The following is a 12,998-nucleotide window of genomic DNA, read 5'->3' on the forward strand; positions in this document are numbered from 1 at the left end:
ACCATGAAGCCTCGGATTCTGGTTGTGGACGACGATTCGGCTCTGGCGGAGATGCTCACCATCGTGTTGCGCGGTGAGGGATTCGAGCCCTTCGTGGTCGGCGACGGTACTCAAGCACTGGCGGCAGTGCGCGAGAACCGGCCGGACCTGGTGCTGCTGGATCTGATGCTTCCCGGCATGAACGGCATCGACGTGTGCCGAGTCCTGCGCGCCGATTCGGGCGTGCCGATCGTCATGCTGACGGCCAAGACCGACACCGTTGATGTCGTCCTGGGTCTCGAGTCCGGTGCGGACGACTACATCATGAAGCCGTTCAAGCCGAAGGAACTGGTCGCCCGGGTTCGCGCGCGCTTGCGCAGGACCGAGGACGAACCCGCCGAACTGCTGTCCATCGCGGACATCGTCATCGACGTGCCGGCTCACAAGGTCAGTCGCGGCGACGAACTCGTCTCCCTCACTCCACTCGAGTTCGATCTGCTCGTCGCATTGGCACGCAAGCCGCGTCAGGTGTTCACCCGAGAGGTGTTGCTCGAACAGGTCTGGGGCTACCGCCACGCGGCCGACACCCGACTGGTCAACGTGCACGTGCAGCGGCTGCGCGCCAAGGTCGAGAAGGATCCGGAGAACCCCGAGGTGGTGTTGACCGTGAGGGGGGTCGGCTACAAGGCCGGACCGCCGTGATCCGTTTCTCCCATTCTCGGCGGCGAATCAACGGCAAGTTCTCTCCCGTACTGCGTTGGTTTCGCTCGCTGAGTACGTCGCTGGGCCATGCCTGGCGACGATCACTACAGCTGCGCGTCGTCGTGTCGACGCTGACTCTGTCCCTGGTGGTCATCCTCATCCTCGGGGTGGTGTTGACCAGTCAGATCACCGATCGACTGCTCGAGGCGAAGCTGTCCGCCGCCACCGAGGAACTCGACCGTTCGCGGACCACAGTGGAGGGCAACCTCGCCGGAGCCGACGATTCGAGCGGGCTCGCGACGCGCCTCGAACGAGCCAGGGCGGCGCTGACGAACCAGGACCTCGACGCCGCGTCGACCACCGGGTCGGCGGGATCGTTCGATCCGGTCCTGATCGTGGAGGGCGACGCCACCCGCGCGGAGGCCTCGGTCGGTCCGGTCGATCAGATCCCGAACAGCCTGCGCGACTTCGTCAAGAAGGGCCTGATCAGTTCGCAGTATGCGACGGTCACCGACAGTGACGGCGGCTATTCCGGCTCTGCGCTGATCATGGGATCTCCCACCGGATCCGACATCTCGGCCCTGCAGCTCTATCTCATCTTCCCGTTGGCCAGCGAGGATCGCACGCTCTCTCTCGTGCGCGGCACGTTGTTCATCGGCGCAGTGGTGCTGCTGGTATTGCTCGCGGCGATTGCGATGCTCGTCGCACGTCAGGTGGTCCTGCCCATCCGTTCGGCGTCGAGGATCGCGGTGCGGTTCGCCGACGGCAGGCTCAAGGAGCGCATGCCGGTCCGCGGCGAGGACGACATGGCCAGACTCGCGATGTCGTTCAACGAGATGGCCGAGAGTCTGTCCAAACAGATCACCCAGCTCGAAGAATTCGGAAACCTGCAGCGCCGATTCACCTCCGACGTCAGCCACGAACTGCGCACCCCGCTCACCACCGTTCGGATGGCGGCAGACCTCATCCACGACGCCAGCGACGACCTCGAGCCTGCCCTCAAGAGATCCTCGGAGCTGTTGGTCAACGAGCTCGATCGGTTCGAGACCCTGCTCGGCGACCTGCTGGAGATCAGCCGCCACGACGCGGGCGTCGCCGAACTGGCCGCCGAACAGCTCGACCTGCGCATGTGCGCCCGAGCGGCAGTGTCGACCGTGCGGCACCTGGCGCGCGAGACCGGTACCGAAGTGATCGTCGACATGCCCGAGACCGCAGTCGTCGCCGAGGTCGACCCCCGACGGGTGGAACGGATTCTGCGCAATCTGCTGGCCAACGCACTCGACCACGGTGAAGGCAAACCGGTCCTGCTGCGGCTGCGCTCGGACGCCGACGCGGCAGCATTCGTCGTGCGAGATCAGGGAGTCGGTCTGCGACCGGGTGAAGAGAAGCTGGTGTTCAACCGGTTCTGGCGCTCGGATCCCTCCCGTGTTCGACGATCCGGCGGTACCGGCCTTGGGCTGGCGATCAGCGTCGAGGACGCCCGCCTGCACGACGGTAAGCTCGAAGCGTGGGGAGCAGTAGGCGAAGGCGCATGTTTCCGACTCACCCTGCCGCTCGTGCGCGGGCACAAGGTGATCGGATCCCCACTGCCCCTCAAACCCAGCACCAAGAAATTCGCTCAAGGACAACCGATTCCCGCGATCACCGCATCGAAGACATCCGCGTCGGAGCCCGCGACGTGATCTTCTCGTGTCGTCGCAGCACCCGAGTGCTGGCGATGTGCGCGCTCGTCGTCGCCCTCGTGGGCGGATGCGCCAGCCTTCCCGAGTCGTCCAGCCCTCAGGCCATCGGCACCTTGACCGCCGGGGCCGTGCCCACCAGTGCTCCGGCTCCCGAGCCGGGACGCGAGCCCGATCGCTTGCTGGACGACTTCTTCGAGGCCAGCGCCGTCTCGGCCAACAGGCACCAGGCCGCCCGGCAGTTTCTCACCGAGGAGGCGTCGGGAACCTGGGACGACGGCGCACGTACGGTCGTCGCGGACAGGATCGATACCCTGTCCGGTCCACGAACCGCTGATACTGCGCAGTTCACGATCCGCTCGACGACGGCCGGGATGCTGGCGTCCGGCGGTGAGTACCAGGCCGGCTCGGACACCTTCGACGCCGCGATCGAGATGGAACGCGTGGACGGGCAGTGGCGAATCTCGAAACTGCCGCCCGGCGTCGTCATCGATCGATCTGCGTTTCTGAACACCTATCAGCAGCGATCGCTGTACTTCGTCGATCCGCTCGGTGGCGTGCTCGTGCCCGATGTGCGCTGGACCAGTGGATCGCAGGACCAGCTCGCCAACCAACTCGTACAGCTGCTCATCGACGGTCCCAAGTCGGCGCTGTCGGCCGCGGTGAGCAACGAACTGTCCGACGACGTGAGTATTCGCGGGCCGATCACCAAGGCCGACGGTCAGACCGCACAGGTGGGGGTGGGGCTCGGTGGCATCAAGATCGACTTCGGTGGCCTGCAGAACAAGGGTGACCGCGACCGTGAACTGCTTGCCGCTCAAGTGATCTGGACGCTCGCCTCGGCCGAGGTGGCAGGGCCGTACGTGTTGCTCGCCGACGGCCAACCCATCGACACGACCAAGCCCGACGGGTGGACCACCGCAGGCGTCGACTCCTTCGATCCGCTGGGCAGCACCGACGACAGTGTCGGACTGCACGCACTCGCGTCCGGCACTTTGCTGCGCGTCGACGAGGCGGAGACGACCCCCGCTCCCGGGTACTTCGGACAGGCCCGCAACCTGCGCTCGGTGGCACTGTCCAACGACGGCACGCTCGTGGCAGGCGTCGCCGACACCGGACGGCCTGCCCCCGCGCCGTCGAGCACACTCATGGTCGGCAGCTACGACGGCGGCGCGTTCCCGGTGGCCGAGGGACAGTCGATCACGCGGCCCACATGGGGGGCCGATGACAACGCGGCGTGGGCGGTGATCGACGGCACCAACGTCATCCGAGCCGCCCGCGATCCCTCGACCGGACAGGTATCGGTGATACCGGTCGAGGCCACCGCCGTCACGACACTCGGCAACCGGATCACCGAACTGCGACTGGCCCGAGACGGAGTGCGAGCGGCGCTCATCGTCGACGGCGTCGTGTACGTGGCGACGGTGGTCCGCGAGCCCTCGGGTGTGTACTCCCTCACCGAGCCGAGGGCCGTGGCCATCGGACTCGGTAGCGACGCCACGAGTTTGGACTGGAGTACCGGCGACACCATCGTGATCGCGCGGGTCGCCACCGACGCACCGGTGGTCCAGGTGACCGTCGACGGATCCCGGATGGATCCGCTGCCCTCACGCAACCTGACCACTCCGGTGTTGGCGGTCGATGCCTCGCCGGAGACGGAGTACGTGGCCGATGCACGCGCCGTGTTCGCCCTCAACAATGCCGATCCGGTCGGCGATCGGTACTGGCGTGAGGTCACCGGATTGGCCGGAGTGAAAGCAGTGCCCATTCTGCCCGGCTGACGTCGGCCGCAGCTGTCTGTCGGTGGGCCCGGGCAGACTCCGCGTTCATGCGGACGCTCCTCGATCTGGTTCTGCCCCTCGAGTGCGCCGGGTGCGGTGTGCCGGGGGAGCACTGGTGCACTGTGTGTTCTCTGGCCCTGTTCGTCCCGCCCATCGCCGTTCGGCCACGAGTCGATCCCGGTGTGCCGTGCTGGTCCCTCGGTACGTACAGCGGGCCGCGTCGCAGCGGTGTGATCGCTCTGAAGGAGCGAGGTCGGCGGTCGGTGGCCCGGCCTTTCGGGCGAGCGCTCGCCGAGGCCGTCGGACACCTACGCGATGCAGGTGAGATCGATCCACCCGAGCTGAGTTCGCTGATTCTGATCTGCGCGCCCTCTCGGGCTCGTGCGGCACGGGCTCGCGGGGGCGATCCCGTTCTGCGATGCGCTCGAATCGCTGCCGAACGGTTGGCACCGGAACGAGTGCTCGTTCCCGAGTTGCTCCGCATGAGCGGCGGAGTCCGTGATTCGGTCGGACTGTCGGCGGGGCAACGTCAGCACAATGTGGCAGGCCGGATCGAGGCTGTCGGGGTGGCACGTCCGCGAGGCGACGCACGTGTGACGCGATCGGCCGACTTCACCGTTCTGCTGATCGACGACGTCGTGACCACCGGCGCTACGTTGGCCGAATCGGTAAGAGTGCTAACCGAATTGGAAGTGCCGGTGTCCGGAGCGCTGGTGGTGGCGAGTGCCTGAATGTGATGGAGGGGGACACGCCGACAACCAATTCGGGGTGAACGGTGGCACACGAGTCGATGACCGACTAACGTCGCGGACACGCCCCAACTGGACCAGATGTGAGGTGATGCCCCGGACTTTGATGCCGGAAGGTTCCCCATTCGGCATGCACACTTGCCACGTCCAACAGTGGGCGTGGCCGATATCTGGAGGTACGCGTGACGACCCCTTCACAAGCCTCGGTTTTCTTCGACGAGAAGCCCTCCGAAGAACCCCCCAAGAGCAATGCGGACGTTGTGGTCAAGGGCCGCAACGTCGAGATACCGGATCATTTCCGGATATATGTCTCCGAGAAACTGGCTCGCCTCGAGCGCTTCGATCCCTCCATCTACCTGTTCGACGTCGAACTGCAGCACGAACGAAATCGCCGCCAGGCCAAGGCATGTCAACGCGTGGAGATCACCGCGAAGGGCAAGGGGCCGGTCGTTCGAGCCGAAGCGTGCGCCGACAGTTTCTATGCCGCACTCGAAGCGGTGACGTCGAAACTCGAGAGCAGACTTCGGCGCACCAAGGACCGTCGCAAGGTTCACTACGGCGAGAAGAGGCCCGTTTCCGTCGCCGAGGCCACTGCCGAACTCGCCGAGGACGACACGCTGGCACTCGACCCCGAGACGAAACTCGACTCGTTCGAGGACGACCAGAGCGGCCCGGGGCACATCGTGCGAACGAAGATTCACTCGGCCGCACCGATGAGCGTCGACGACGCACTGTACGAAATGGAACTCGTCGGGCACGATTTCTTCCTGTTCCACGACAGCGCAAGCGATCGCCCCTCGGTCGTGTACCGACGGCACGCCTTCGATTACGGCTTGATCAGGCTGACCTGATCGGACCGCGCGGGACGGCTCGACACGTTCGCCGTCCGTGAAATCTTTTCACCGCTGCAGGCTCGACGCCGGAGACTCGATCCCCACGTCGAGCCTGCAGTGCTGTGTCGGTGTTGTCCGAATGGTCGACCGGCGATCTCCGACGACCGATAGTCGGGCTGCCGGGTTCACAGCGACACCGCCTACCATGGACGCGTTCGGGTTACCCGCCGCGCAGATGTCGTGGTGACGAACCCGTGAGCTCGTGCAGTATGCAGTGTTGTTCGTACCAGTACCCATGAACCGAGGATCGAGGACGAGAAAGCCCGTGCCGTCGCTGTCGTTTTCCAAGCTGCTCCGTGTCGGTGAAGGTCGCATGGTCAAGCGGCTCAAGAGCATCGCCGACCACGTCTCGACCCTGTCTCCGGACGTCGAGAGCCTCTCCGACGACGAACTGCGCGGCAAGACCGCGGAGTTCAGGGAGAGGTACTCCGCCGGCGAGACCCTGGATCAGCTCCTGCCCGAAGCATTCGCCGTGGCCCGTGAGGCGTCCTGGCGAGTGCTGTCGCAGCGACACTTCGACGTTCAGGTCATGGGCGGTGCCGCCCTGCACTTCGGCAACATCGCCGAGATGAAGACCGGTGAGGGCAAGACACTGACGTGTGTTCTGCCCGCGTACCTCAATGCCATCTCCAGCGAGGGTGTGCACGTGGTGACGGTCAACGACTACCTCGCCAAGCGCGACTCGGAGTGGATGGGCCGCGTGCACCGTTTCCTCGGTCTCTCGGTCGACGTGATCCTTTCCGGCATGACCCCGGTGGAACGCCGCGCCGCCTATGCCGCGGACATCACCTACGGCACCAACAACGAGTTCGGGTTCGACTACCTGCGCGACAACATGACGCACTCGCTCGACGACCTCGTGCAGCGAGGCCACAACTTCGCCGTCGTCGACGAGGTCGACTCCATCCTCATCGACGAGGCCCGTACGCCGCTGATCATCTCGGGACCGGCCGACGCGTCGAGCAAGTGGTACGGAGAGTTCGCCCGTATCGCGCCGATGTTGAAGATCGACACCCACTACGAGGTCGACATCCGCAAGCGGACCATCGGTGTACACGAGGCAGGCGTCGAACTGGTCGAGGATCAGCTCGGCATCGACAATCTCTACGAGGCCGCCAACTCACCGCTGGTGAACTACCTCAACAACGCGATCAAGGCCAAAGAGCTCTACACCAAGGACAAGGACTACATCGTCCGCGACGGTGAGGTCATCATCGTCGACGAGTTCACCGGCCGCATCCTGGTGGGACGTCGCTACAACGAGGGCATGCACCAGGCGATCGAGGCCAAGGAAAAGGTGGAGATCAAGGCCGAGAATCAGACTCTGGCGACGATCACCCTGCAGAACTACTTCCGCCTCTACGACAAGCTCTCGGGCATGACGGGTACCGCCGAGACCGAGGCCGCCGAGCTCCATCAGATCTACGGCCTCGGTGTCATTCCGATTCCGACCAACCGTCCGATGGTCCGCGTGGACAACGGTGACCTGATCTACAAGACGGAAGAGGCCAAGTTCGACGCCGTCGTGGACGACGTCGTCGAGCGGCACGAGAAGGGCCAGCCGGTCCTCATCGGCACGACGAGCGTCGAGCGCTCGGAGTACCTGTCGAAGCAGTTCACCAAGCGCGGTGTCGCTCACAACGTGTTGAACGCGAAGTTCCACGAGCAGGAAGCGACGATCATCGCCGAGGCGGGCCGGCAGGGCGCGGTGACGGTGGCGACCAACATGGCCGGTCGAGGCACCGACGTGGTGCTCGGCGGCAACCCGGACATCCTCGCCGATCTGCAGCTCCGGAAGCAGGGCTTGGACCCGGTCGAGACCCCAGAGGAGTACGAGGCTGCCTGGGAGCCTGCGCTCGAAGAGGTCAAGGCGCAGGTCAAGGCCGACGCCGATACCGTGCGCGAGGCCGGCGGTCTCTACGTCCTCGGTACCGAGCGACACGATTCTCGCCGTATCGACAACCAGCTCCGAGGCCGCTCCGGTCGTCAGGGTGATCCGGGCGAATCGCGTTTCTACCTCTCGCTCGGCGACGAGTTGATGCGTCGATTCAACGGTGGCGCACTCGAGTCGATCATGACCCGGCTCAACCTGCCCGACGACGTCCCGATCGAAGCCAAGATGGTGTCCAAGGCCATCAAGAGCGCTCAGACGCAGGTCGAGCAGCAGAACTTCGAGATCCGCAAGAACGTTCTCAAGTACGACGAGGTGATGAACCAGCAGCGCACCGTCATCTACGAGGAGCGCCGCCGCATCCTCGAAGGTGCCGACATGGAGGGCCAGGTCGAGGGCATGATCACCGACGTGATCACCGCCTACGTCGACGGTGCCACCGGCGAGGGCTACGTCGAGGACTGGGATCTGGAACAGCTCTGGACCGCGTTGAAGACTCTCTACCCGGTGGGAATCGACCACAAGGTGCTGGCCGGCGAGAACGAGGACGGCGAGAAGGGCGACCTGAGCCGCGACGAATTGCGTGAGGCGCTGCTGGAGGACGCACGATCTGCGTACGCCAACCGCGAGGCCGAGATCGACGGTATCGCCGGCGAGAATGGAATGCGCGAACTCGAGCGTCGAGTACTGCTGTCGGTCCTCGACCGCAAGTGGCGCGAGCACCTCTACGAGATGGACTACCTCAAGGAAGGCATCGGCCTGCGCGCGATGGCGCAGCGCGACCCGCTGGTCGAATACCAGCGTGAGGGCTACGACATGTTCCAGGGCATGCTCGACGGCTTGAAGGAGGAGTCGGTCGGATTCCTGTTCAACCTGCAGGTCGAGGCGACACCCGCTCCGGCCGGACCTGCGGCGTCGGCAGGTCTCGCGGTGGCTCCTGGACTGTCCTCCCCGGTGGGTTCCGGCCGCCCGGCCGCGACACCCGCCGCTGCACCCGCGCCTACGGCTCCGGCCCCCGCTGCTCCGGCCACCTCTGCTCCGGCCCCCTCTGCTCCCGCACCTACGGCTCCCGCGGTGCCCTCGGCTCTGCGGGCCAAGGGTCTCGACGAACAGGAAGAGCAGAGACTGACCTTCTCCGGCCCGGCCGAGGGCGGTGGCACTGCCGTGCGCCGAGCCGGGCCGTCCACGTCCGGCAGCGAGTCCGCGGCCGAGGGCACTCGCCGCGAGCGTCGCGAAGCGGCGAGGACTCAGAGCAAGGCACCCAAGAAGGCAGCGCGTTCCAAGCGCAAGAAGTAGTGCACGAGGGTCGCGTCGCCACCGGGCGACGCGACCCTCACCCCACTCGCAACGATGTAACCGTCCACCCGGGGCGGCGTGGGTCGATGGCGAGCTCGATTCGGCCGGCGAAGGCGAACATCCGCGGGCCGCGGGTGTAGGAGCCGAAGATCTCCGCGGAGACATCCGACTGGTACGCCACATGTACTCGGTGTACGGCAGCGAAGCCGAGTCGTCGGCCCGGCGGTGGGTTCCGCACTATGGTCCGCACCAGGTCGATCATCGAGGCGGTGAACAACGCCGACAGCTGGTCTGCGCTGCGTCGTCGGTCGATCACCTCGATCATCATGCGCATCGCGCGGTCGGCACTCGAGCGTGCATCGGCGGGCACCGGTGGCCGATCGGGTGGCTCGATGCGTCGTCGAGAACGGTTGCTGCGCACGGTTGGTCGGTGGCGGGCCTGCGGCTGTTCGACGGGCGCCGCTGGATCCCACGTGTGCACGGCGCCGGAGCAGAGCGGTGGCTCGAACGGTGCGGCACGCGAGAGAAAGCAGTGATGTTCGGCGCGGGGTCTCGGGCCCGGGGCCGACGTGTCCGCGATGTCCGGCGGCTCGTTCGATTCGATGACGCTCACACCGACATTGACGGTCCGAGAGCGCGTTCGGTTCCCGTCGGATCCCGGGAACATCACGCGACACGGTCCTCGACCGACCCCGAGACCGGCAATCTTCCGCCACGTACTCTAGGTTCGAGCACACCGCGCGCTCGGCCACAGGAATCGGCGCGTACTTCACGCGAGGACGGGGACTGGAACACGCGATGGCGACCAGGCTGACAGCGCAGGATGCGTCGTTCTATTTTCTCGAGGCCAGTAGTAGCCCCATGCACCTCGGGTCGCTCGCCATCTTCCGGACTCCGCGCAGTGGTTTCAGCTACGACCGTCTGCTGTCGTTGGTCGAGCAACGATTGGCATTGGTTCCTCGGTACCGGCAGAAGGTGCGTGAGGTCGCCTTCGGTCTGGCCAGGCCGGTGTGGGTCGACGACGCGGATTTCGACATCACCTACCACATCCGTCGTTCGGCACTACCGAAGCCGGGTTCGGACGATCAGTTGCACGATCTGATCGCGCGGCTGACCTCGCGCCCACTCGATCGCACTCGGCCGCTGTGGGAGATGTACCTGGTCGAGGGGTTGTCGAAGAATCGCTTCGCCGTCTTCACCAAGTCCCACTCGGCGCTGGTCGACGGCGAACACGCTCTCGACATCGGTCAGGTCATTCTGGATGCGAGCAAGAATCCGCCGCCGATGGCCGAGGAACTCTGGATGCCTGCGCGCGAGCCCAAGGATTCGGCGTTGGTCATCGATGCGTTGACCGAGTTGGTGGTACGTCCGGGGGAGAGCGTCGAGGCCCTGCGCGGCGCGGTCCACGGCGCTGCCGGTGTAGCGGGTGAAGCCTTGCGGGCGGCAGCGAAGGTCGCGGCGGTGCTGCGCACCGCGACCCAGAGCGCACCGTCGAGTCCACTGAACGCCCCGATCTCGCGAAACCGCAGATTCGCGGTGGCCAAGACCGAGCTCGCCGACTACCGCAGAATCCACAACAGGTTCGACTGCTCGATCAACGACGTGGTGCTCGCTGTCGTCACCGGGGCACTGCGCAATTGGTTGCTCTCGCGGGGCGAGCCCGTCACGGCGTCCTCGACGGTGCGGGCCATGGTGCCGATGTCGGTGTACGTCTCGGCTGATCGGGTCGGTTTCGGAGAGGCGGCCGGGCCGGTCGAGCCTGCTGAGGAAGATCGCAGCGAGGTCTCGTCGTTTCTCGTCGACCTACCCGTCGGTGAATCGAATGCCGTGGTGCGGCTCTCGCACATCGCCCACGCCACCGAGGCGCACGCCAAGCAGAGTCGAGGCGTCACCGCACAGACGCTGATGCGGATCTCCGGATTCGCGCCTGCGAGCCTGCACGCGATGGGCGCGCGAGCGGGCAGTCGGCTGTCTCAGCGGGTGTTCAATCTGATCGTCACCAACGCCCCCGGACCCCAGTTCCCGCTGTACGTGGGCGGTGCGCGCATGCTCGAGATGTATCCGGTGTCGCCGCTGTTCGAGAACCAGGCGATGAGCATCGGGTTGACGTCCTACGACGGTTACGTGTTCTTCGGGCTCAATGCAGACCGTGGTGCCATGCCCGATGTGGATGTCGTCACGGCGCTTCTGCACGAGGCGCTGGAAGAGTTGGTCGACGCCAGTAACGAATCGAGAGTGTGAGGTCTTCTGCAATGCGTGTCTACGTTCCGGCGACGCTGGAGTTCTTGAAAGTGCTGTCGGCGGAGGGTGAGTTCAGCCCGGTCTCGCGCACGGCCTTCGCGGTGACACCGACGCTGCGTGAGGCGTACTCGTCCGGCGACGACGAGGAGCTCTCCGAGGTGGCGATGGGGGAGGCCGCTCGGGCCTCTCTGCGACTGATCGCCGCGGCAGTCGACGACGAGAACGACACCGGGACGGTCGCCGATGGGGTGGTGTACCGGCGGGCGGTGATCGCAGCCGATGTCGACGATCCCACTCTGCGCCCCGACTTGGACGATGCCGTCGTGCGGCTGAAGGAACCGTTGCGGATGGATCAGGTCGCGTCGGTCCATGTCGATCTCGAAGGGGCCGAATCGGCGGTCGCCAAGGCCGTCGCTGCGGTCGATGCCGCGGACATGGGTGACGCGGACGCGGAGTTCGTGCTCGGAGACGCCGAGGATCACACCCTCGCCTGGTATGCCCCGCAAGAGTTGTCGTTTCTGCTCGAACTGCTGTGACTCCGCCGTGTTCGTTCGCCCACGATTCACACCGGCACAGGTGTTCCCGGACCCGAACCTACGGTAGCGTAACCTCGATGACCGCAAGCGGTTCAGTATCTCGATCGAGGGGATGGAACACCCGATGGATCTGAAGAAGTGGCTGGAGGCTCCGGCGGCCGGTGTATCGGCCCCCAGGCGTCCGAGGTTGAACATGGTGCGTGGTGCGTTCACCCGCATCACCACTCCCTTGTTGCCCGACGACTACCTGCATCTGGCGAATCCTCTTTGGTCGGCACGCGAACTCCGCGGTCGCATCGTGCGAGTGGAGAAGGAAACCGCCACGGCGGTGACCCTGGTGATCCAGCCGGGTTGGGGCTTCAATTTCGACTACCGGCCCGGCCAGTACATCGGGATCGGGTTGCACCTCGGCGGGCGATGGCACTGGCGGTCCTACTCGTTGACCTCCCCACCGAACTGGGAAGACAAGCTGATCTCCATCACCGTCAAGGCGATGCCGGAGGGCTTCCTCTCCTCGCACCTCGTCGGCGGTGTGCCACAGGGAACCATCGTTCGGCTGGCCGCCCCGAAGGGCAATTTCGCGCTGCCCGTGCCGCCGCCGAACAAGATCTTGTTCGTCACCGCAGGCAGCGGCATCACCCCGATCATCTCGATGCTGCGGGCATTGGATCGGCACGGCGACATGCCCGACACCGTGCACATCCACTCGGCACCCACCGAGGACGAGGTCATGTTCGCCGCCGAGATCGCCGCGCTGGAGAAGTCTCATCCCAACTTCACCTCGCACGTGCAGCTGACTCGATCGGACGGCAAGTTCGCGCTCGCCTCGCTCGACGAGCTCTATCCCGACTGGCGCACGCGCGACACCTGGGCGTGCGGCCCGGCAGCACTGCTCGAGGAGATCGAGAAGACCTGGAAGCGTGAGGGTATCGAGGACCGGCTTCATCTGGAGCGGTTCGAGATCTCGCGAGCCGACACCTCGGGTGCAGGCGGCACCGTCACGTTCTCCAAGTCGGACAAGAAGACCACCGTCGACGGTGCGACCAGTCTGCTCGAAGCCGGGGAGAACGTCGGAGTTCAGATGCCGTTCGGTTGCCGGATGGGTATCTGCCAGACGTGTGTGGTGCCGTTGACGGCAGGGCATGTGATCGACCTGCGATCCGGCAAGGAACACAGCGAAGGCGATCGCGTCCAGACGTGCATTTCTGCAGCTGCGGGCGACTGCACATTGGAACTGTAGGTCTGTTTTTC

General features: G+C 65.4%; 10 protein-coding genes. 9 read left to right on the forward strand and 1 reads right to left on the reverse strand.

Annotated features, from left to right (window positions below; translation table 11 throughout):
• Positions 1–3: 3 nt before the first annotated feature.
• The 6 genes from mtrA (at position 4) to secA (ending at position 8,970) form a co-directional block, all read left to right on the forward strand.
• Positions 4–681 (forward strand): MtrAB system response regulator MtrA, encoded by a 678-nt coding sequence (gene mtrA / locus CH271_RS15120; RefSeq protein ID WP_027496508.1) that lies wholly within the window; start codon positions 4–6, stop codon positions 679–681.
• Positions 678–2,363 carry an MtrAB system histidine kinase MtrB gene (mtrB, locus tag CH271_RS15125; RefSeq protein ID WP_037189910.1) on the forward strand — a complete coding sequence of 562 codons (1,686 nt, stop codon included), beginning with the start codon at positions 678–680 and terminating at the stop codon, positions 2,361–2,363. The genes mtrA and mtrB overlap by 4 nt, the downstream gene beginning before the upstream one ends.
• Before the next feature lie 35 nt (positions 2,364–2,398).
• A complete protein-coding gene (lpqB, locus tag CH271_RS15130; protein ID WP_052047595.1) occupies positions 2,399–4,141 on the forward strand; it encodes an MtrAB system accessory lipoprotein LpqB in 1,743 nt (580 codons plus the stop codon).
• A gap of 47 nt (positions 4,142–4,188) precedes the next feature.
• Positions 4,189–4,872, forward strand: a complete 684-nt coding sequence (locus CH271_RS15135; RefSeq protein WP_037189909.1) for a ComF family protein — start codon at positions 4,189–4,191, stop codon at positions 4,870–4,872.
• 200 nt (positions 4,873–5,072) lie between these two features.
• Positions 5,073–5,741, forward strand: coding sequence for a ribosome hibernation-promoting factor, HPF/YfiA family (hpf, locus tag CH271_RS15140; protein ID WP_037189906.1), 669 nt, complete (start codon positions 5,073–5,075; stop codon positions 5,739–5,741).
• A 307-nt stretch (positions 5,742–6,048) separates the two neighbouring features.
• Complete coding sequence (gene secA, locus CH271_RS15145) at positions 6,049–8,970, forward strand: preprotein translocase subunit SecA (protein ID WP_094634136.1); 2,922 nt, start codon at positions 6,049–6,051, stop codon at positions 8,968–8,970.
• A gap of 37 nt (positions 8,971–9,007) precedes the next feature.
• Here the strand turns inward: secA and CH271_RS28450 are convergent, their stop codons facing one another.
• Positions 9,008–9,391 (reverse strand): Rv3235 family protein, encoded by a 384-nt coding sequence (locus CH271_RS28450; RefSeq protein WP_143546061.1) that lies wholly within the window; start codon positions 9,389–9,391, stop codon positions 9,008–9,010.
• A 377-nt stretch (positions 9,392–9,768) separates the two neighbouring features.
• Between CH271_RS28450 and CH271_RS15155 the strand changes: the two genes are divergently transcribed.
• The 3 genes from CH271_RS15155 (at position 9,769) to CH271_RS15165 (ending at position 12,987) form a co-directional block, all read left to right on the forward strand.
• Entirely contained in the window at positions 9,769–11,211 is a 1,443-nt protein-coding gene (locus tag CH271_RS15155) for a WS/DGAT/MGAT family O-acyltransferase (protein WP_037189903.1), read from the forward strand.
• An 11-nt stretch (positions 11,212–11,222) separates the two neighbouring features.
• Positions 11,223–11,747 carry a DUF6912 family protein gene (locus CH271_RS15160; protein WP_094634138.1) on the forward strand — a complete coding sequence of 175 codons (525 nt, stop codon included), beginning with the start codon at positions 11,223–11,225 and terminating at the stop codon, positions 11,745–11,747.
• 124 nt (positions 11,748–11,871) lie between these two features.
• On the forward strand, positions 11,872–12,987 hold the full coding sequence (locus CH271_RS15165; protein ID WP_037190255.1) for a ferredoxin reductase: 1,116 nt from the start codon (positions 11,872–11,874) through the stop codon (positions 12,985–12,987).
• Positions 12,988–12,998: the final 11 nt, after the last annotated feature.

This window comes from Rhodococcus sp. 05-340-2, assembly GCF_002258915.1.
Taxonomy (GTDB): domain Bacteria; phylum Actinomycetota; class Actinomycetes; order Mycobacteriales; family Mycobacteriaceae; genus Rhodococcoides.

Coding starts and splice junctions, on each gene's coding strand:
- mtrA (WP_027496508.1), top strand. CDS start 4: ATGAAGCCTCGGATTCTGGTTGTGGACGACGATTCGGCTCTGGCGGAG.
- lpqB (WP_052047595.1), top strand. CDS start 2,399: ATGTGCGCGCTCGTCGTCGCCCTCGTGGGCGGATGCGCCAGCCTTCCC.
- CH271_RS15135 (WP_037189909.1), top strand. CDS start 4,189: ATGCGGACGCTCCTCGATCTGGTTCTGCCCCTCGAGTGCGCCGGGTGC.
- CH271_RS15155 (WP_037189903.1), top strand. CDS start 9,769: ATGGCGACCAGGCTGACAGCGCAGGATGCGTCGTTCTATTTTCTCGAG.
- CH271_RS15160 (WP_094634138.1), top strand. CDS start 11,223: ATGCGTGTCTACGTTCCGGCGACGCTGGAGTTCTTGAAAGTGCTGTCG.
- CH271_RS15165 (WP_037190255.1), top strand. CDS start 11,872: ATGGATCTGAAGAAGTGGCTGGAGGCTCCGGCGGCCGGTGTATCGGCC.